At 50.3% G+C, this 24,298-nt stretch carries 1 protein-coding gene; it reads left to right on the forward strand.

Annotation, left to right across the window (positions count from 1 at the left end; translation table 11 throughout):
• Positions 1-8 precede the first annotated feature (8 nt).
• Complete coding sequence (locus IE076_RS22135) at positions 9-24,287, forward strand: tandem-95 repeat protein (RefSeq protein ID WP_189438972.1); 24,279 nt, start codon at positions 9-11, stop codon at positions 24,285-24,287.
• Positions 24,288-24,298: the final 11 nt, after the last annotated feature.

The raw sequence follows: 24,298 nt of genomic DNA on the forward strand, positions 1-24,298 counted from the left end.
TAACCCAGATGGGTAAAATTATTTATCAATTTGAAATTGAACATATTTTTGCAAAATCCCTTTGGGATGACGATAATTTTGCCGAGGCCTTAAATAAGGCTGGAATTCTCAAGGAAATGCGCAGTAACAAGATTGCCCTCTACCAAAATGAAGAGGCGGTCGAGAAGCTACAAAATGCATCGGACGAGTTTCAAAAATCAACAGTTGATGGAGGTTTTGGACTCGTTCGGCATGAAGGGGCCGCATCCGGTGGAAGTCAGCTGGGAAAGAATGCGTTCTTACGCGATGCAATCGAAAGCATAATTGCATCTGAAGCAAGTGAAGATGCGAAAAAGTACGCCTTATTGCATTTACATGACTGGACAACACAATTAGCCAAAGGAGAGATACTTGGGTCGGACGGGAAGCCACTTCCCGTCATGGGTAATACATCTTATGCAGAGACTTTAGCGGATACATACTCCGAATTTGCTGTCAAAGACTTCGATGACCCAACAAACAATTGGGCTCAAGCCGAAAAAGTCAGGCTGGATGCTTATAGCAGTTCTCTGGATACAAGCACCGTTTCAGACGCAAATGCCCGCTCTGAAGCGGTTAAGTCCCTTGCTGATCAATACCAGAAAGACGGATTTATAACAGATGACCAGCATAATGCAGTAATCGCAACTCTGGACGATGGAGCACGCTATAAAACTCAGAACGCAATAATCACGCTATCATCAGATGCAACCGCCAAAGAAGGTATCTTTATAAACTCCGATGACTCAGTTGCGCAAAGCTGGACATCAAGACTGACTGCACAAATCGATTCAAGGGACAGCTTTGCGCAAAGATTGGCTGAAGTAACCAAGGCTATTGATGAAATACGGGGCAAGCATGATACCCTTATTGGCCAAATTTCTGACGCAGGGCCAGAGGTCGAAGAAAATATTCTTCGCTCCCTTAATAAAATCAACTTTAAACTCACAGGTGTTGGCGGAGGGTTAGTCGGTGATGCCGCCGAGTATCTAAATGTTAGTTACGATGCACTGAAAAAAGGCATCAGGGATGGTGATTGGAACGACTTCTTCCGGATCTCTGCGAAATACGCAGCTTCTGCAGCATTCAGTAGTGCTGTCATTGCCACATCAGTGGTTGCGGCAACAGCTGTAGCCGGACCAGTAGGCGCGGCTGTTGTTGCAGCAGGCTTCGCAGCTTGGGGGATTTACGATCTAGCGGTTAACGGCGGTGAATTAATTGGGAAAATTACCAGTGACCTGAAACCGATCATTGTTAATGATGGGCTCATCCCTGCAAGTGTTGAATTTGAAGACTTTATCTCTGGCATTGCTGATGGAATTTTGAGGTCATATGGTGCCGGCGAACTTGACCCTGTTATTTTGCTTGAAAGCGGTTCAGACGAATTCAACTTTATTTATTTGATAGATGATCAAGATGATCGGTTTGCGGACCAGATCACCGGTACCGACGAGGCCGAACTTTTCTTTGGGCAAAATGGAGCGATCATCCACGCAGGGGATGGAGACGATGAAATCCACCACAACGGTTGGGGGGAAATGTTTGGAGGAGCCGGAGATGACCAGCTCCTGGCAGCCAACACGGATGGGGTAACTGCAGACGGCGGCGCAGGCGATGATTACATCATTTCCAAGGACGGTGAAGGTGGCACGTTCATCGGCGGCAATGGCCGAGACTGGCTTTTTGTAAAGACACCTGGGGCATTGCTTTACGGTGATACGATAGATGGTCAAAGCCCGGATGGAACAGATTTGGATGCCTCTGAAAATGCTGACAACTTCTGGTGGTGGCCCGACACAACCATCATGGATGCCCGACCAAACGATACATTGAGATTCTTCGGATTCCCGTTGGTCGGTGGCACTAATAACATTCCAATGCTTGCGCTTGGGCCAGCTGCATTCCTGACGCCGATGTTAGGGCTCGCGACCTATCAAAGTCCGTTATTCTTTGATAATTTCATGGTTTTCATGAACTACATCTTCAAAGATGACGACCTTTATGTGGTCAACCTCTTTGATGGCCTGTTGTCGTTGATCAGTGATGTATCATTCGACGAAACAGGAGACGGAACATCAATCCGCGGGGCAATGCGGGTCAGGGATTATGACTCCGTTGGTTCTTATTGGGGCTCAGCACTCGCGGAAGATCCGTTCAACACCGGCGATCTGGGGATGCAGTTCAAGCTGGCAAATCCATATTTGGCAGTACTGGCGATCTTGCCTCCAATCCTTGGAGGTGTGGGACAAGCTTATGCATTGATCGACGAACTTCTCGCTTTGTCATCAGCGGCAATGCGTGTCGGCAAGATTATTGAGTGGGGATCGGTCATCGACCCGCTTATCCTAGATCTGGACGGTGATGGAATCGAGACAATCTCGATTGAAGATGCAAATGTTTACTTTGACATTGATGGTGACTTTTTTGCCGAAAAGACTGGTTGGCTTTCCGGTGACGACGGATTTCTTGCATTAGATAAAAACGGCAATGGCCGTATTGATGAGATTGCCGAGCTCTTTGGAGGCATCGGTCTGTCGGGTCTCGAAGACCTTGCCAGCTATGACAGCAATGGTGATGGCAAGATCAACGCCGCAGATACTATCTGGCCTGAACTGAAAGTTTGGCAGGATATCAATCAGGACGGTGTTTCCCAGGAGGAAGAGCTCACCAGCCTTGACGACCTTGGAATCCTTTCGATTTCATTGGGTGGCACTGAATTAAATTCCGAAACCCCACAGGGGTCAACGCTGCTGACAAAGGGCGAGTTCACCTGGGCGAGCGGCGAAATTGGAACTCTTTATGATGCTCTTTTCGAACTAAACGACATCGACACAAAATATCTGGGCGAGACCGGTCTGGCACCTTGGTTGACAGACCTCAGGATCGACACCAAGGGTTTCGGCCGCGTCACTGACCTATCTGTTGCCATGTCCGCAGACTTCGAGCTCAGTGAACTGGTTGATGAAGTCGCGCAGACAATGACGACGCCGAAGTTAAAGACCCTGCGAGAGCAATCCGGCTCCGTACTCGGAAAATGGGCATTTGTTCAAGAGCTGACCCGCGAGATGACACCAGTACTTCTCGAGGAAGTGGACGGACAACAACAACTCGTTGATCACGGTGTATACGTTGAAGATGATGAGGGTGGTTTCTGGACACTCAAATCAGGTCAACCTGTGCTTGATAGTGATGGCGTCATTATCGAACGTCCTGAGCTTGAGGACATTCTTGCCCAATCTGCTGATATGGGACAGACTTGGCAATTGGAGCAGGCCTTCTCGCCATCCTCACGTCCTGAAGCTCTGGAACATCGTGTCAAAGCACCTTACTTGGTGGAGCTAGGAGATGACCGGGCTATTATTCTCGACTATGGCATTCAGAATGAAGATGGTAGCTGGCGACTAGCAAGCGGTGCGAACATCCTAGATGCAAGTGGCACAGTGATTGCGTCACCTAACTACGAAGAGATATTGGCGCAGGCAACCATAGGTAACCAAGAATGGCGCGAAGAAGAACTTGGCTTTAACCCCTATGGTAACATCACGGTTGATGAGATCGGCGTTTACCTGATCGACGGTATCGTAGTTGATTATACTGTTGAAGTAGCAGACTCTGACGGTTCCTTCTATGTCTGGGCCCGTAATCTTGACCGCGCGCTGGAGTTACAGGCTCAGTATGGTTCACCGCGTGACTTCAAATTGCGCAGCTTTGAAGTTGACTTCGAAACTCTCGATGAAGTTGGGTCCACTGACGATAGCACCTATCGGATCGAACTACTTACACCTGGACAATTCAACTTCGCTACAAAACTCGTTGGTATTGATTTCCATCCAGAAATGTTGACGGCCGCAATAGATCCGGCAGACGGTACAATTGCCTATTCGGTGAATGACAGTGGCGAAGCCAGTCTTTCTGATGAAGAATATATTTCTGGCATTAACGGTATGATTGATCTCCTTGATATCGTTATGAAGGAGTACACTATTGTCAGCCGAGCCTTTGCTGTACGAATGGCATTGCAGGGGGGCTTGAGTGATTTTGCGCGCGGCATCGAATATGATGTTGAAGCCGATATATTTAGACCGACGACAGATCGGGAACTGGCCCCGATGTTTGAGGCGATCCTGGAAGGGGCACCCGCCGGTTATGAAGATGCGTATGCCTATTTGCAGGATTGGAACGAACTGCTTTGGCAGGTCTATCCGGATTACCGCCTCGACGATACTGCCAACCTGATGGGTAACACCGTCGCTATCGACCAATCGTTTATCTTCCAGATGCTGCTCGGCGCGTATGAGAATGTTCCAATAGATGTTGATCTGTTGGCAGCAATGGATGCGCTCTCCGTAAATGAAGAGCTCCTCAGAACTCATGAAGTCAGCGATACAGAGGTAACCGGCACAACACAAACCGACTTCTTCTACATCTCTGAGGGCGATCAGACCTTTATGGGTGGCTTGGGCACAGATGTTTATTTTGTTGGAAAGAACTTCGGTACGGATTACATCTACGATCAGGACCGCGGCGGTGCTGATGACTTGCGCTTCTCTCACGTAAAGTCTGAAGACGTTACTGCGGTACGTGATGGGCAGGACCTTATTCTGTCTATCAACGGCACTTCAGATGTCCTGCGAATTACTGACCAGTTCCTTGGCGAGTTAAATCCGTATCTAAGCAACGGTAAGCAATTGGAGACTGGGTTAACCTCCATCGTATTTGCCGATGGTGTCATATGGGATAGATTTCGGATGGCCATGGAAGTGGCTGATCCGCGCGATACCAATGATGTATACGTCGGGTCAGGTGACACCGATGTCTTGTGGGGAGGCAAGGGCAACGATGTCATGCGCGGAGGTCTTGGCGGTGACATCTATATTTATGAGCGCGGTGATGGCCAAGATGTTATCGGTGAAGGCGGTGGCATCAGTGTTGGGCCGATGCAGGCAGGAATAGATTTCCTCCAGTTCCGTGGTGATATTACCGCAGATGATCTAAAACTCGTACGCGATGGTGCTAGCGATGATTTGCAGATCTTTCTGTTAGACGAAAATGGTGAGGAGACCGGCGACAGTATCTATGTGGAAGGGCAGTTCGGCGGCATTAGGCTTAACTTAGAAATTCTAGGTTTGATGGATCCAAGCTTAGAGCTGGACTACATTTCTCCAAATTTAATTGAGCGCTTTATCTTCGAGGACGGTACGTCTTTGGACTTCGAGCAGATCGTCACACGTGTACTGGAGAACGCCCGCACAGATGGTGACGATGCTATTTATGGATTGCTAAACGACAACATACTTGATGGTATCGGTGGCAACGATTATCTCAGTGGCCTTGAAGGAGCAGATACTTACGTCTTTGGTCAAGACTACGGCCACGATGTTATCGAGGACCGTGACTACAGCTTTAAGCTCTTCGGCAGCGCACCCGACCGACTACGCTTTGAGGATGATTTGCGTTGGACCGATTTCGATTACCTGCGTGAGGGACCGTCCGATACGCTAACCCTCAGGATTAAAGGCACGGACGACCAGATCACGCTCACAGATTTCCTTAAATATGGACTAATCGTCGGCTATATAAATCTAATAGAAGAGATCGAGTTCGCAGACGGCACCGTCTGGTCCTATCTAAAGTTACTTCAACACTTCATCGACACTGCCAAATCTGTTGAGGATGACACGATCTACGGCTTCTCAGTCTCTGACGTGCTGGACGGTGGTGCAGGCAACGACCGTCTTGAAGGACTTGAAGGAAACGACACCTATCTATTTTCTCGCGGTTACGGCGAAGACACTATCTTTGATGCAAGTGGCACAGAAAGGTTGGTTCTAGAAGGAATTGCAACTGAAAATGTATCTTTTGCGCGTACTGCGCTTGACCTGATTATCACAGTTAATGACTCTGGCGATCGGATTATACTGGAGAACCAGTATGTGCGGGCCAATGAACAAGGCAACGCTGTCGAATATCTGGAATTCTCAGACCGCACACTGCTATTCTCTGACCTTAACCCAGAAGATCTCGATCTCATTGGTAACGACACTGATGAAACCATTGTAGGATCAAACTTTGCCGAAGTAATTGATGGGCGTGCAGGAGACGACACGCTGATAGGTGGCGATGGGGGTGATCGATACAAATTTGACGTTGGCTATGGCAATGACATCATCGTTGACACACGACTACAAGCCTCCTGGAAAGACAAAGACGGCGTTTTCGTGCCAGTCGACGACACTGTTGAGTTTGGCGATGACATCACCATCGATAATATTGTCTTCACCAAAGATGGAAATGACTTGGTTGTTACTATCGCAGGACGGACAGACACGCTTCGGATTCGCAATCAATTCCTTAACATTGCCAATGGCATTGAACGGTTTGAGTTCCAAAACGGCGATTTCTTACTGATTTCGGATATTGAGGAACTACTACAAATTGAAGGTGGTAACCACGGCGACAACATTATCGAAGGTGTGTCCGATCAACCAAATACTCTAGATGGCCGCCAGGGCGACGACACACTGATTGGCGGTACTGCCGCAGACACATTCGCCTTTGGAGCAGATTATGACTTCGACCGGATAGAAGAAAAAGTAGACAAGGACGGTGTGATTGACCGAGTGGTCTTTGGCTCTACGGTTACATTGAATGCTTTGATCATCCGTCGGAATGGTGACGATCTTCAGATCGATCTAGGTAACCGGACTGATGTCCTTACCATCGTCAATGGTTTGACTACAACTAGGGTAGAGCAGTTTCACTTTGCTGATGGTACAATTCTTTCACTCAACGATCTTCTTGAGCGTTTGCTAATTGGAACTGATGGCGATGATCAGTTGCTTGGCTTTGATGACCGAGACGATCTATTAGCTGGAGGCGCCGGTTCAGACGCAATGGCAGGCGGAACCGGAAATGATACATACAGATTCGGCTTTGGCGATGGATCAGACAGTGTCGAAGAGACAGGTGGTGCCGATACCATTGAGTTTGGTACAGGTGTAACGCTTGATCAGGTTGCATTCTCGAATGTCGATGGTGATCTCTTGATCACCTTAAGGCAAACTGGTGAGCGACTTGTTATTCTCGGTGGGGGCGCTGATGCGGCTTCATTGGAGCGAGTGGAGACCTTTGTCTTTGCTGATGGCGAGATGCTATCCTACGCCGAAGTCATGTCGATCCTGAGAGCTCAGACAGTCAATACCGGTCAGGACAGCATCGACACTACAGATCTGGACAAAACCTTTGATATCCTGCCAGGCAGAGGTTTTGACACTGTGAAAATGTCAGAGGATGTCAAAGTCGCCTTCAGCCAAGGGGACAATATAGACCGGTTTGAACTACCTGAGACTCCGGGCGATGCCGAAATCTCCTTTGTCGGCCTTTACTCAACGGATGCGGTCGTGCGCGTTCCTGACCTTAACGGCGAAGATCTGCTGATAACGTTCCCCGAAACCGGCGACCAAGTACTTCTTGTAGGAGCGCAGCTATACAGCCAGTTGCCGCTGATCGTGTTTGGAGACGGCGTGACTTGGGCACGAGAGGATCTGATTGCACGGTCGATTTCTGATCAAGCTGGAGATGAAGCAGATGTGATTTTTGGCAGCAGTGGTGCTGATAAGATCGAGGGCGGTAAGGGAGACGATGAGATCAAAGGTGGTGTCGGAGATGATACCTACCTATTCACACGTGGCGATGGTCAGGACGTTATCGAAGATACTTCTGGAACGGATGTGCTCAATATCTTTGGATATACGCCAGATGACATAAATGTACTCCGACCAGTTGAAAACCGTAACGAACTACTTCTGACATTTGCTGGCAGTGATGATGAGATTCTTCTTCGTTACGATGATGAACTCAACGGTATCAACTCTATCGCTTTCAGCGATGGAACTACGCTAACACAAGATCAGCTTTTTGCCAGCGTTGTAGGTAAGGGCACTGACTATGATGACGAGATCATCGGAAGCCCCGGTAATGATATTATCGAGGGTGGTCAAGGCAATGATCTGCTTGAGGGTGATGACGGTGCTGATGTCTATATCTTCAGGCGTGGTGACGGTCGAGATGTTATCAACGAATCCGGATATAGGTACGACCTTAATAAACTCGTTCTGCCCGATCATGTCCCAGCAGACCTTTCAGTTGTTCCAGTAGAAGGTAGCAGGTACGATGTAGTCCTGCGCCTTGGCAGTGGCGACGAGATTGTCCTAGAAGACGCGCTGTCGACGTGGGATGCGAGGGTCCGTCGGATCGAGTTTGGCAATGGTGTAGTCTGGACATCTGAGGAGATTGAGGAAGCTTCTGAACGAAGTACCGTTCCCACAGGTGTTCATTTGCTGTCAGGAACGGATGGTGACGATACATTGGTTGGTACGACTGCCGAGGATATCTTCGACGGCAACGACGGTAGCGATCTCTTTATATACGAACGCGGGGGCGGGAGAGATACTGTACGCTCAGACCCACATTCCGATACCATTAACACGCTGGAAATTCGTGGCTATTCCAAAGCGGATGCACATTTTGAGATCTCTGCAGAGAACCTAAACGGTCTTATCATCCGCTTCCCTGATCGAGATGATCAGATTCTGATTGAAAACGGTTTCTATAACGCGGCTTGGACTAGCAGCAACGGTCAGTTCACTCACTGGCGGACAATTCAGACATTTGAGTTTGATGATGGCTCACTCGAGTATGAAGATATCTTGACCTTATTGGAGGACCAACAGGTCACTGATGGTGATGATACTATTTTCGGAACCACAGACGATGACGTTATCGAGGCCGGGCTTGGCAATGATGTTATCGATACCCGCGACGGTTACGATACGATCATCTTCCGACGGGGAGACGGCCAGGATACAATCTTGATTTCGGATTATTCTGATCGCGATACGTTAGAGCTTTTTGGCTACGTGCCCGAGGACATTTCCGTTAGCCGTATCCCAGGCAAGGATGGATACGTTCTGACATTTGCCGACACGGATGACAGGATTGAAGTTCGCGGAAATTATGACGACGATGATGGTGCGGTCCATCGGATTGATTTTGACGGTGGAATCTCTTGGTCACGATCGCACATTGCAAGCCTCATCCCAGCAGCTCCTGAGGTGGGTGCAACAACAGGATCAGATGTTCTGCTAAGATTAGCGACAGATGTGACTTTTGCCGGTCTGACCGGAGATGATTATATACAAACCTATGACGATCTCTCCATCTCCTACAGCTTAGGAGATGGTCAGGATACTATTGGAGATTCCGAGTGGGACTCCTACTCACTCCTATTGACCGATCTTAATCCGTCTGACATCCGCCTGTTGGTGTCACCTTTTGCAAGAGGTGAGTATTCCGAATATCAAGACTACTATCTAGAGGTAATCGGCGGTACAGGCGGCATTTGGATTTTTGGTGGCGAAAACACCCTTAATGAAATTACGTTTGCCGATGGAACGGTCTGGGGAGATGTTGAGATCGATGCTATCCTCCAACACTTCCCTCTGCCTGACAGCAATGAAGAGACCGGCAGCACAATTGAGACTGCCGAGCCTCTCGGCGATACAACCTCAGTCGTAGGATTGCTCGAAGAAGCTGGCGACCATGATTGGTTCGCAATCGAACTGGAGGCCGACACCTCTTACAGGTTCAATTTGAGTAGCGGATCCAGTGATAGCACCACGTTGGATCTTCCTTATCTAGTGTTAAGAGATGCATCTGGTGCTGAACTTGTGTCCGATGCCAATAGCGGGAATGATAATAATTCGCTGGTCGAGTTTATGCCCGCAGAATCTGGAACCTTTTATCTCGATGTCTCAGGTTATGGAGATGACCGCGGCGATTATCGGTTGGAGATTACTAAGCCTTCCTCAGGAGCCCCAACTAGATCGGATGTTGGCAGCACAATTGAGACGGCAGAGCGTCTCGATGAAGCAACATTGATAACAGGGTCTATTGAACAAGAAGGCGACCATGATTGGTTTGCAATCGAACTAGAAGCAGGCACGGCTTATAGGTTCAATTTGGGTGGCGTATTCGCTAGTAACGCTGCGTTACGACATCCTTATTTAGTGTTAAGAGATATATCTGGCGCTGAACTTATCTCTGGTGCCAATAGTGGGAACGATTACAATTCGCAAGTCGAGTTTATGCCCACACAATCTGGAACCTTTTATCTCGATGTCTCAGGTTATGAAGATGAGCACGGCGATTATCGATTAGAGATCACTAAGCCTTCCACTGGTGTCCCAACTGGGCCAGACGTTGGCAACACAACTGAAACGGCGGAGTCTCTCGGCGATACAACCTCTATAGTTGGAAATCTTGAGCAGGCAGAGGATCACGACTGGTTTTCCGTCGAACTGGAGGCAGGTAAAACCTATCAGTTCGATCTTAAAGGGGAGGACAGCGGTACCGGCACGTTGTCCGATCCTTATCTAGCACTGCGAGATGCTTTTGGCGCTGAACTTGCGTCGAACGACGATAATGACGAAAGCTTGGAATCGCGGATTGTGTTTACCCCGACACAAACTGGAACCTATTATCTCGATGCCTCAGCATATGGAGAGGATATTGGCACTTTCCAATTAGACATTACTAAGCATTCCACTAACTTCCCAACTGGACCCGATGTTGGCGCTTCAATTGATACTGCTGAGGCTCTCGGCAGCGCTACATCTGCAACTGGTTTCCTTGAGCTGCCCGGCGATCACGATTGGTTTGCGGTCGGTTTGGAAGCAGGAACCGGTTACAGGTTCAATCTTAGAGGGGAAGAGAGCGACGCAGGCACAATGAGCAATCCATATCTGGTATTGCGAGATGCTTCAGGTGTTGCGCTCTCTTGGAACGACGATTATGGCAGAAGCGACGACTCGCGGATCGAGTTTACACCCACGCAGTCAGGAACCTTTTATCTCGATGTTTCTTCATATTATGAATCAGATATCGGCAGTTACCTACTGGAGCTCGTCCATACAGGGACGCAGGATGTTACTGGCACGACGGGTGACGATTTTCTCAAGTCGATAACGTTTGGCCCCGTATCGTTTGAAGGGGGACTTGGCAACGATGTTATCGAGTCCCATTCTCTATACACGACCTACATCTACACGCGTGGTGATGGAAACGATCTTGTAAAGCTCAAGACGGTTACTAATGAAGACGAATATGTAAAGTACGAGTCAGGTTATAATGAGGTTGCGCAGACCGTCCAACTTCATGATATTGCACCTGAAGAGGTAACGTTTTTAGCTCATGGCTCTGATATCCTTATCAGAATTTCTGAGAGTACTTTGGACAGCGGTGACGGGGGGCTCATTCGCATATTCAATGGTAACAATGGCGGTGGACTTGGTGAAAGCGGGGCTAACTACCAGCTACAGGTTGCTCAGATCATCTTCGATGACGGCACCATCTGGGATTACAGAAAACTCAAAGAACTAATCGGTGCTCAGTTCGGAACTGACGGTGACGATCTCGTCACGGACACTTTTGGTGTTGACCGCCTAATGCTCGGGTTGGGAGACGATCAGGTCGACCTATCTCTTACAAATATGACCTATGTCTATCGTAATGGGGACGGGCATGATGTTTATGAGGATTACGGCGACGCATGGATTTGGGACCCGGATCTAAAAGAGCCTGTAGGTGGGGAGGACATTCTCGAATTTATTGGTATTAAGCAATCCGATCTGCAGTTCAGCAGAATTGACAAAGATTTTGTTATTAGGATAGTCGAGGATACCAACCGCAATATTCAGGCTGGTTCCATCACCATTGTCGATGCATTTTCAACCGCATCAATTGAATCAGATATCGATTCACTTAACATTGAAGTTATTCGTTTTGATGATGGTACTGAACTGAATGTAGACTCAGTTATCACTTCAATTGTTGCTGACCAAGCGTCAGCTGGTGATGATGTTATCACAGGAACGCATGATGCTGACACGCTGCTTGGCGGCCCTGGCGACGATGTAATTATTGGGGAGGGCGGTGGCGACACCTATTTGTGGGCACGCGGAGATGGCAACGATGAGATCGGTGATTTCGAGCGAGAAACCAACCCCGAAGACTTAGATACGCTATTGCTCAACGGGGTTTCACCTGATGCCATCAGCTATCAAAAGACAACGCGTGGGCTGCTTATACGCGTCACAGACAGCGTGGAAGGCGCGGGTGACGGGGGCAACCTACTTCTGATTGGTCAGTTTACTGCAGAAGCCGACGAAGGAGAAGGCATCGAGCAGATTATTTTTGATGATGGCACCGTCAAGACAATGGGTGACATCTCGAACGAACTGCTCGCAACAGCAGCCACGATTTTTGACGATCGGTTGCTCGGCACTTCAGCTAGTGAAACCTTTGAAGGCGGTCGTGGCGATGACATACTACTTGGGGGCGAAGGGGCTGACCGCTACATTTATTTCCGTGGTGACGGCAATGATCGCATCTATAACGAAGGTGCCTATGATGGCGGCTCCTATCTAGAACTGCATGACATAGATCCCGCAGACGTCCTGCTACAGGGCGGTTTTGAGGGCGATTTGGAGATCTTAATTGCACCATCTTCGCCAGGGGCTGGAGATGAAGGTCGAATCACCATTCGAGAAGGTGCAAATAGTTCTAGTGATCGTGGCATTAATAAAATCATCTTTGACGATGGCACGGAATGGCTACGCGGTGATTTTGCTGCACTGATTGGGGGAAATAAGGCAACCGAGGGTAATGACCTCCTCGATGGTACCATAGACGACGACGTACTTGCTGGTCTCGAAGGTAACGACCTACTGCGTGGTGGGCCTGGTAATGATGTTTATCTCTACAGCAGGGGGGATGGTGCCGATACCATTCAGGATCGTGGCAGGCAAGATGGTGGCGGAAGCTTTTCCGATAGTCTTGAAATTGCGGGATATACTCCCGAGGAAGTAACATTCGGTCGGCGCGGTGCAGAGGGACGTGATCTTATTATCCGACTGACTGGTGCTGGTGACGAAATCGTGATCATCAATGGTCTAGATCCTACCAGTGGTGATGAGGTCGAGAACATAGTGTTGTCCGATGATGGCACCACTTACTTGCTCGAAGATATTCGCGTACAGCTTCTGGAAAACACTGCGACAGCCGGTGATGACATCATTGTCGGCACAGAGGGTAACGACACATTGATAGGTGATAGCGGCAATGACATCCTGACGGGTGGTAAGGGCAGCGACACCTATATCTATAGATCTGGAGATGGCGATGACCGCATCTCCGACAATGGTAATACCAACGATAACAATATCCTTGTTCTAACGGACTACACAGAGGCTAATGTCGTTTTTGCTGTTCGAGCAGGGCCGGACAGTCTTGATTTGGTACTTCGGTTCACCGGTGAGCGAGATCGGATCGTATTAGAGGATGCCCTTGCTTCTGAACGCGACCAAGGCATCGATGAAATTCACTTTGCTGATGGCACGATTTGGACGCGGGATGATATGCGCGCAAGAGCGCTTTCGGATATCGACACTCAGGGAAATGACAACGTTTACGGCTTTGACACAGATGATACATTTACTTTGCAAGCCGGAGATGATTTCCTTTCTGGCGCAGGTGGCTCGGATAATTATATTTTTGCGCGAGGTAGCGGAACCGACACAATCGAAGATGCATCAACTGACAGCAATGAAATTGACAGGGTTACGTTCCTTAGCTTTGTGTCTTCCGAAGTTTCGGTCGAGCGCCTGTTCAAAGGTAGTGAAACGATTATCTTCCGCTTCGCTACATCTGATGAAGACACACTCACTGTTGTAGATGCACTGGCGGATGATGGTCGCGGGGTCGAGACATATTCTTTCTCAGACGGCGTTAGCTGGACCCGTGATACGATAGAGACACTGCTAGACAACAATGAGCCCGTGGCCGTGGATGATGGCTATTTTACTGCAACTTCGGGTGAAAGCGTCACAATCCTCGCAACGACACTTTTGCGCAATGATTTCGACGCAGACTTGGATGATCTTACCATCATTACGGTGGACGGCGGCGAAAGTGGGACAGCTGAGCTGAATGCCGATGGCAATATTGTTTTTACATCGGCAGCTAACTTCAGCGGCCCGACACGGTTCTCCTACAAGATCTCTGATGGTCGCAACGGTATTGCCGAAGCCTTTGTTGACATGCGTGTGCGTCCGGTAGCTGAAGCACGCAACGATGATGGCTTCAAGGTTGCGGAAGACGGTTATCTAACGATCAAGACAGAACGGCTTTTGTCGAACGATACGGACGGCGATCGGATGATTGTCTCGCAGGTTTATGGCGCGGAAAATGGCTCTGTAAGCTTGTCGAGTAATGGCGAAATTCTGTTTACGCCCGACGAAGACTTCCATGGTACCGCTAGCTTTACCTATGTGGCCAACACCCCAGAGGGCGGCAGGGCAGAGGCACATGTTTTGATCGAAGTAACGCCTGTTAATGACGCGCCTACCGTTGTCAACGACGTTGTGCAAGGCACACTGGAGGACGTCTCCTTCCAGATTGAGGCCCGCACACTGCTTGCGAATGATTTCGACATTGATGGAGACACGTTGAATCTACAATCCGTCATGACAAATGAAGTGGTTGCTGTTGAGTTGACCGATGACGGCTACATCCTAGTCACTCCACGCGCATATTTCTTTGGCGATGCCTATTTCGATTACACAGTGGCCGACGCATCGGGCGCGACCGCAACTGGTCGCGTAAACTTCTACGTGGAGGCGGTCAATAACGACCCAGAACCAATGGACGATTACTTCGAAACCTATCAGGGTGCTCCAATTCTGGAGGACAACCCGGTTATCATCAATGTTACAGATCTACTTGCTAACGATATTGAGCGGGATGGTGACACGCTGACGATTTCGGAAGTCAAGAATGTTGTTGGCGGTTCGGTAAAGCTTCTCGACAATGGGACTGTGCTGTTTGAACCAACCTCCGATTTTTATGGGGAGGCTGGTTTTGATTATGTCGTCGACGACGGCAATGGCGGCGTGTCAGAGGCGCACGCAACAATTCATTACGATGCGGTCAATGATCGACCGGTTGTCCGTGATGATCATTATTCCAGCAACAGGTTGACCATCCTACGCGGGCTGGAGGACACACCGATCGAGATCCCGATTAGTGAACTCCTGAAGAATGATTATGACATCGAAGGACTGGCACTTACATTCGAAAGCTTCAACGATGCAATCAATGGTGATGTTGTACTAACTGATAACAACACGCTGATGTTTACGCCTGATCAGGATTTTTGGGGGGAGGCCACCTTCAGCTATCTGGTTTCGGATCCGGATGGTGCCGTGGACGATGCTGAGGTTACCTTGTGGTTTGAGAACGTTGGTGACGCCCCGCCTGATGCGCAAGATGACGTGATCCAGATTTATGAAGATGTCCCATACGTCATTCCAATCTCGGTTCTTCTTGGTAACGACACCGACATTGATCGCGACCCAATTGAATTCGTGGGCTGGCGAGGTCTCTCCCTTGTAGAGACGATGTTCCTTGGCCCGCTCAACGGGACGATCACCTATACCGATGACGGTGATCTCTTATTTACTCCGGACCTCAACGCCTATTCGTCTTCTGGCTTCTATTATACCGTAACCGATAACCGGGACGGGGCCTCGGAGGCCTTTGTCGACATCCAGATCATTCCGGTCAATGATGAACCGACAGCTACCAATGACGAAGGTTATGTAACACCGCTCAACGTTCCACTTGTACTGCGCGTTTCGGAGCTGTTAAAGAACGATTTTGACGTCGATGACGAGCCGGTCATCTTTGCTGGTGTAGCCTCGGTCTCAAACGGGGAATTCGAACTTGTTGATCTCGGTGACGAGACCTTTATCGTCGTCCGGTTCCAGGATGGTTTCTCCGGTGATGTTACGTTGGAGTATCTGATTGAGGATGCGGAAGGTGTTACAGATAGCGGCTATGTAAGTGCCACCGTTGATACGAGCTATTTTGGTATTCTGGAAGGCACAGATGCACTCGACTGGATTGAAGGCAACGACCTTACAGAAACCCTTCGCGGATTTGACGGTGTAGACGTTATACGAGCTCTTGGCGGCAATGACACCATTGAAGCTGGTGCTGGAGATGATGTAATTGACGCGGGCAGTGGTGATGATCTGATCTTTGGCGATGATGGTGCAGATACAATCACTGGTGATGAAGGCTTCGATACGGTCGACTTTATCGGATCAAACATCGGTGTGCGGGCCGATCTTGGTTCGCGAATCGGACAAGGCGGCTTTGCTCAGGGTGATATTTACATTGGTATCGAGGCACTTGCTGGCACCGAATATGCTGATCGCCTGTACGGCGACAGTGAGGCAAATACGCTTGACGGCAGAGGCGGCGATGATCTCCTTGATGGTCGGGATGGTTCGGACATCCTGATTGGAGCTGCAGGCAACGATTTGTTGACTGGTGGTGCAGGTGCTGACACTCTTGATGGTGGTGCAGACATTGATACTGCCGATTACTCCGCATCAACGGAAGCTGTCACCGTTTCACTCGCAGAGGGAACAGCCACAGGCGGCGATGCAACTGGCGATAAGTTGATCTCGATTGAGAATCTGACCGGCTCCGACCATGCTGACAGGCTAGACGGCGACGACCGCGCTAATGTGCTCTCTGGTGGCCGTGAAGACGACACCCTGATCGGCGGCGGCGGCAACGATATACTGATCGGTGGGCGCGGTGCAGATATCCTGTCTGGTGGGGCGGGCATCGACATTGCCGATTACACACTCTCCGACAGCGGCGTCTTGATTGATATGGCGAATGGAGCAGCTGGTGGCGGCGATGCTCAGGGCGACACGTTTACCTCAATTGAGATCGTACAGGGCTCTTACCATAATGATGACATTCGCGGAGATGCGACTGACAACATCATTCGTGGTGGACGGGGTGCCGATGTGATTGATGGACGTGGTGGGTTCGATACCGCCGATTACAGCCAAGCTGACGAGGGTGTCTCGATCAACCTTAACTTAGGTCAGGGACTGGCTGGGGAGGCACTAGGGGACATACTGATTAGTATCGAAAAACTGGTCGGCTCCAATTATGTTGACATATTCATCGGTTCTGATGGTACCGATACCTTTGACGGCGGCTTTGCTGATGACACGCTCGCTGGAGGTCTTGGCTCCGATAACTACCTCTTCGGCTTTGACAGCGGAAACGATACAGTTAACGAAGCTGGTGACGTCGCTGATATCGACCGCTTGGTGTTAAGCTCCGCCATTGCACCCAAGGACGTCTCTTTGGTTCGCCAGGGTGATAACCTGCTGATCGAACTAGAACATGATGACGGTCTTCTGATAGATACCATACTGTTCACCGATCATTTCCTCGGTCGGGAAACTGGTCTTGAGGAAATTATATTTGCAGACGGTACGGTTTGGGATAGAAACGCCATTGATGATCTGCAACGTATCGGTCGTTTCAATGCCGTTGACGATATCTTTCTGCTTGGCGTTGAGGATGAAGTCGCCTTGATCGATCCGGCGAGTCTGCTCGCCAACGATGCGGAAGAAGGTCTTGATCAGCTTCAAATCATCGCCGTCCAGAATGCGATTGATGGCACTGTTGAATTGCGCCCTGATGGCACAATTGCATTCTTGGGCGATCAAGACCACAACGGAGATGCCTTCTTTGAATATACGGTCCGGGATGAATTCGGTCGCGAAACCACAGCGCAGGTTGAAGTCAACCTATCACCGGTGAATGACGCACCAACAGGCGTTGATGACGATCTCATTCAGGGGCAGGAGGACACGATCCTCAGGATCCCGTTCTCAGTACTGCTCGAAAATGATTTCGACATTGACGGTGACCCGTTGACCATCGTGGGTATCGGCCCGCTTTACGATGAAAACGGTGATCCGTTGTATTCGTCAAGTCTCTGGTTCGCAACGAATGGCCGTGCTGATCTTGTCAATGGTTATGTGGAATTTGAACCACTGCCTGACCACTTCGGATTTGCAGGGTTTACCTACACCTTAGCGGATCCGGACGGTGCAACCTCAACGGCATCGGTCGAACTATACATTAATCCGGTGAATGACGCTCCACGCAGCGAGTCCGATCATCGCACGATCCGAATGGATACAACGACGGTCATCACCATCGACAGTCTGCTCGCCAATGATTACGACTTGGAAGACGATGCCTTCACATTGCTGGGCATTCATTCGGCAACCAACGGTAGGGTCTCATTCAACGAAACCACCGGTGAGATTTCGTTCACCCCGAACGCGCTTGGTGAAGCCAACTTCAGCTATGATCTTATCGATGAGCGGGGTGCCGCCTCAACCATTGTGGTGGAACTGGATGTTATTCCACTAAATGACCCGCCAATTGCGCGTGATGATAGCGGTTTCGAGACCTTGGAAGACACAGTTCTGATCATAGATCCAGCCGATCTTCTGGCCAACGACACCGATCCAAACGGGGATAACCTTACCATCACTGGTCTGGAGCGTTTCCCGCTGAACGGGTCGGTTACCCTCACTGACGATGGCATGATCGCCTTTTCACCACGCACCGACTATAACGGTGGGGCTGGGTTCAGCTATCTCATCAGCGATGGTCGTGGTGGCTTCGACGAGGCCTTTGTTTCCATCACAGTAATGCCAGATAATGATGCGGCAATTCTCAACGACGACGTCCTGTCCGGTCTGGAAGACCTTCCGATCTATGTGCTGGCAGCTCAAGCATTTGGCAATGATGTCGAGCCCGATGGGGATGTCCTGTTCTTCGAAAGCGTCTCTGTTCTCGGGGTACTTGAGACCGACTATCTCACTGGCCCGTCCGATGTGACTGCTAAACTTGCGAATGACTCAGCCCTTCCAGACTGGCTGTCCTTTGACGCAGCAACGCTGACCTTCAGCGGCGAGGTACCCGCAGATCAGACAGAACCAGTTAAGGTCGTCTTGACCTTCTCACACGAAATGAGCGGGACCGAAATAAGTCGCGATGTGACCTTTACAGCAGACGATGCGAATGCGCTGTCTGATGGAGTCTCACTGTTCGACACCTATGGTAGCTTCGTTGAGCGCGCACCATTTGCGGAGAGGCACGAGTTCTCTGTAGCCTCCTTGGATACAAACACTAATGTGACTGCAGCTCTGACCGATGGTAGCACCTTGCCAGACTGGCTCAATTTTGATGCCACAACACTAACATTCACTGGCACACCACCGACTGACGTGCTCACCCCAGTCAATCTGACGCTAACCTTTACCTACACCGATCCAGCGGATGGGATCATATCGGTTTTCGAAGACACCCTTGTTTTTGACCCAGAGAATGAGGAAGTAGTAGACTCAGGTGTCAGTTATGACAGCGGCATAGCCCTCTTTGATTTGAACGGCGGTAGCTTCTCTGCCGAGTTAGCCAGCGGTCGGGCTCTGCCTGCCTGGCTCGATTTCGATGCTGAGACAATGACACTCACCAAAACCGCAATCTCGCCCGAAGAGGGAGAGGACCCTGCTCGTGTGCGTATCGTCTACACGCCAGATCAGCAGGCACTGCCTGAAGGCACCTATTCCTCCAGCGAAGGCGGTTTTGCGCTCGAATTCCTGATCGACCCAACCTCCCCAATTAACCCGGCGATCAACACCCTGCTGGCCAATAATAACTATTTTGCAGCCCAGGACCTGTTTGCGATTGACCTCAGTGACGCCTCCACCGTGAGCGCTGCCAAGGAAAACCTTGATGATCTGCCGGAGTGGCTCAACTTCGAAGCGGGCAACCTCAGCTTCGACGGGTTGCCGCCGACTGAATATATCGGTGCACTGCCCGTTCGCATTGACGTTGGGAGTGATATCAGTTCCCTACCGGATATGGCGATCATCACAGATCTTGTGATTGATAAGACCTTCGAGGTTTCAGAACTGTCGGGCCTTACTGCCATAAAAGGATCGGAACGGCTTGAAGTTACCACACCGGAAGACTTCAACGGTGCAATTGCAATTTCCTATCACACTGTTGACGAAAAAGGTGCGGTGTCTGAAGAGGCAGGTACAATCGTCATCAACGTGCTGCCAATGCCGGAGCTTCCAGACCCGGGAGCAGACAAACTTGAAGCTGTAGAGGATGAAACGTTGACCTTCGCACTGGCTGATCTTCTGGCCAATGACCGCGATGACGACGGCGATCCTTTCCGGGCAATTGAAATCGGAACACCGGACCATGGCAGCCTGACGGTCAATCTGTCGACGGTAGAGTTCGACGCACCAGCACATATTACAACACTGGAGGGTGCAACTTACTCCGCAACACTTGCGGATAGCTCTGATCTGCCAGACTGGGTTACTATCAATCCGGCAACCGGGCATCTTTCAGCCACAGTACCGCTTAATGTAGCAGCTACGTTGTCGTTCATAATTACGGCAACCAATGGGACAGAAACGGTTTCTGCCGAACTAGCACAAACCTTCGATGGCAACGACGGTGTTACGCTCACCTACGAGCCGGACCCGGCTTATTCCGGAGTAGATGGCTTCACCTATACGATCACTGATGACCTTCAGGGAGCCGCGAACGGTAATGTCACGATCAACGTAGCACCAGTCAATGATCCGCCAGTTGCAGAGACCGATGAAGTTGAAGGCTATGAAGACACACCACTGGTAATCGACCCTGCTACACTGCTATCCAATGACACAGATGTTGATGGCGACACGCTAAGCGTCATCGGCGTACTCAACGCGGTCAATGGCACGGTGACATTTGAGAACGGTCAGGTTGTGTTCACTCCGGACGCTGACTTCGATGGCCTGGCCGGGTTCGACTACATCGTGTCTGATAATACAGACGGAACGGCAACCGGACAGGTGGATGTTAATGTCATCTCCACAAACCAACTCCCGGTGGCAGCACTTGATCAGTTCTCTTCCCCTGAAGACACGCCACTGACGATCTCAATCGCAGATCTTCTGGCCAACGACAGCGATCCCGACGGAGATGACTTCACTTTCGTGTCTATTCAAGAGGATGTTGCTGGAGCCCGCGCGCTCTTGCTTCCTGAAGGTGAGATTCAGTTCATACCGGATGAGAACTTCAATGGGGTCGTTACCTTTACCTATAAGATCAGCGATGGGCGGCTCACGAGCACCGGGCAAGTTCAGGTCGACTTTACGGCTGTCAACGATGGGCCAATTGCCAATGATGACGGTATCTTTGTGGTCGAAGAGGATATCGCTCTAACCATTGATTTAGCGGATCTAATCGCAAACGACGTCGATGTTGAAGGAGACAGCTTCACGGTAACGTCTGTCTTCGATGGCGACAATGGCACGGTGGAAATGGTAGGCAACACTGCCGTGTTTACGCCACGGGCGGATTACTTCGGAAATGCTGGCTTCACCTATGAAGTAACGGATGTATACGGAACTTCCAGCACGGGGTATGTCTCGCTGACTGTGATACCTGCAGATGACCTGCCGATTGCAGTCTCCGACAGCGGTTTTGAGGTTTTGGAGGACGGATCCTTTGACATTGACCCGGCACAGCTGTTAGCGAACGATTACGACCCTGACGGCGATCCTCTCACATTTATTCGCTTCAGCAGCGGCCTCGCGTCTATCGAAGAACTGGATAACGGCCTCTTCCGTATCTCACCAGTTCAGGACCTCTTTGGCGAACTCAGGCTAACATACGTCATTACTGATCCGTCAGGGGTAGAGGTGAGCTCGACGGTTCTCGTCAATGTGCTGCCAACTCCCGATGCACCGGTCGCCGAAGACGACAGCTTGTTCATGACCGAAGACACGCCGCTTACGATCTTTATCTCCGAATTGTTGGCAAATGACTATGACGTCGACCGACAGGCCGTAACCTTCAACCAGATCAAGGCAACAAACGGCGTGACTATAACGAATGACGGTGTAGGTCGTTTGATCATCACTCCAGATGCCAATCGCACCGGGCTGGCGACCTTTGACTATGAAGTAGCCGACAGCGATGGTATGACATCAGTCGCGCGCGTGACAATCATGCTCAACAATGTCAACGACGCGCCTGTCATTGCGGATCCACCGACATTGGCAGGCACGGAAGACACTGCTTTTGCTGTGAGTTTTGACCCATCTCTCTTCAGCGATCCGGACGGAAATGCAGTGCTCCCAGGTCTGCGTGGTGCAGGTGGGGCGGATTTACCTGACTGGTTGGCGTTTGATCTGACAACGCTAACGTTGGGCGGAACACCACCAGAAGACTTCAATGGCGAGGTTCTGCTTGAGCTGACCGCTTCTGACGGAGCTCAGGAAACAGTTCGTCCGATCACGCTTATGATTGCTCCGGTCAATGATGCCCCAATTGTGACTGGTGAAGTCTATGAGGGTGCGGATGAAACGCATATCGTCATCCCAATTACCGATCTTCTGGCCAATGACACGGACGTAGACGGTGATGTCCTGACCATTGTTAGTGTCACCAGCGGTCAAGGTTACACTGCTGTAATTGATGGTGGCAATCTGGTCATCGACAGAGACGCAACCCTCGAAGGCCGGATCACTTTGCATTATACCGTCAGTGACGGCACAGTGACGGAAATAGGCAATCTCAATGTGGATCTGGTCGCTACGAACGCTGCGCCTGAGATCGGAGAGGTCTCCCCGCTGCATATCGATGAAGATATGGTGCTGGATTTGTCACTACCAGCTGGTATCGCAAGCGACCCAGATGGGGACGATCTAACGGTCACATTGACTCGTGCAGGCGGCACCGCACTGCCGCCTTGGCTCAACTTCGATGCAACAAACCTGACGTTGAGGGGCACACCGCCACAAGATTTCCATGGCACGATTGCATTGCAGCTAAATGCTAGTGACGGCAATCTGTCAGCGAGCCGAACCTTTGATCTAGTGATCGACCCGGTCAATGACGCGCCGATCTTATCCGCGCCATATTCTGACCGCTTCGCAGTTGAAGACGAGCCGTTCGAGATTGCTTTGCAAACAAGGCTGGCCAGTGATATCGATGGAGATGCGCTTACCTATGATGTGCGCCTGAATGACGGTTCGCAACTCCCAGACTGGATGTTTTTCAATAGTGCCCTCCAGCTTCTCACAGGAACGCCGCCGGTGAATTTCAGTGGGCAGATTGAACTTCGTATGTTTATTTCGGATGGGACAGAGGTGATTTCAGATGACTTCGCGCTGACGATCACGGGGGTCAATGATGCTCCAGAACTTACGGAACCGCTTGACGATGTGACGATGGATGACGATGGAAATGTGCTGGCTACAGGAACACCTTTTGTCATTACGGCCCAGACCAATCATTTCACGGACGCCGACGGAGATGACCTTGGTTTTGCAGCAACGCTTCCGGACGGGTCTGAGTTGCCAAGCTGGCTTTCCTTCAACGGCACGATCTTTACTGGCACTGCCCCAAGATCAGCGGTGGGTACACTTGAGATTCTGCTGAAGGCAACAGACCGTTCGACAGAGATCAGCGATCTCTTCTCACTGACCTTTGAAGAGGGTGATAACGCACCGATTGCCGGCGACGACGCATTTGAAGCCGCGTCCGGGGTAACGATAGGATTACCAGTTGAGGTTCTGCTCGCAAATGACAGTGACCCGGATGGAGATACATTGACCGTGACAGCGGTTTCGGGCGCGGAAAATGGCGAGACAAGTTTTGAAAACGGTATTGTGACCTATACACCCGGAGTTGATTTTGAGGGCACCGACCAGTTTACCTACACAGTCTCGGATGGAACCAGTGCAACCAGGGCAACTGTCTCTGTGGACGTCACGGATGTCTATGACGATGTTGTTGTCGGTGACGCCGGGACGAATACCCAGTTTGGAGGTAGAGGCGCTGACTATCTGAATGGTGCGGGCGGTAATGATCTACTGTCCGGTGGACGCGGTAACGACATCCTAAAAGGCGGCGAAGGCAATGATGTACTCTTCGGAAACAGCGGCCGTGATCGTCTGTATGGAGGAGCAGGCGACGATATTCTGTTTGGCGGTCACGGCGAAGACACCTTTTATTATGAAACCGGCGATGGTCAGGATGTATTCTTTGGCAGCTTCCGAAGAAGTTACATCGCGGGTGATGAGGTTGCGTTATCTGTAAATGGCGTCGAAAGTTTTGCCGATCTTATGCAGTATGGGCGCAATAAACTCGGCGGTGTTCTTTTCGATTTTGGTGATGGGGATGAACTGTTCCTAGCAGGCACGCGCCTTGCAGCACTCGATGACGACAAGTTCACCTTCTACTAGACTGCAGCTGA

Source organism: Pseudovibrio japonicus (assembly GCF_014651595.1).
GTDB lineage: Bacteria > Pseudomonadota > Alphaproteobacteria > Rhizobiales > Stappiaceae > Pseudovibrio > Pseudovibrio japonicus.

Bases quoted from the DNA above. Each gene is read 5' to 3' on its own strand.
- IE076_RS22135 (WP_189438972.1), top strand. From the start codon at position 9: ATGGGTAAAATTATTTATCAATTTGAAATTGAACATATTTTTGCAAAA.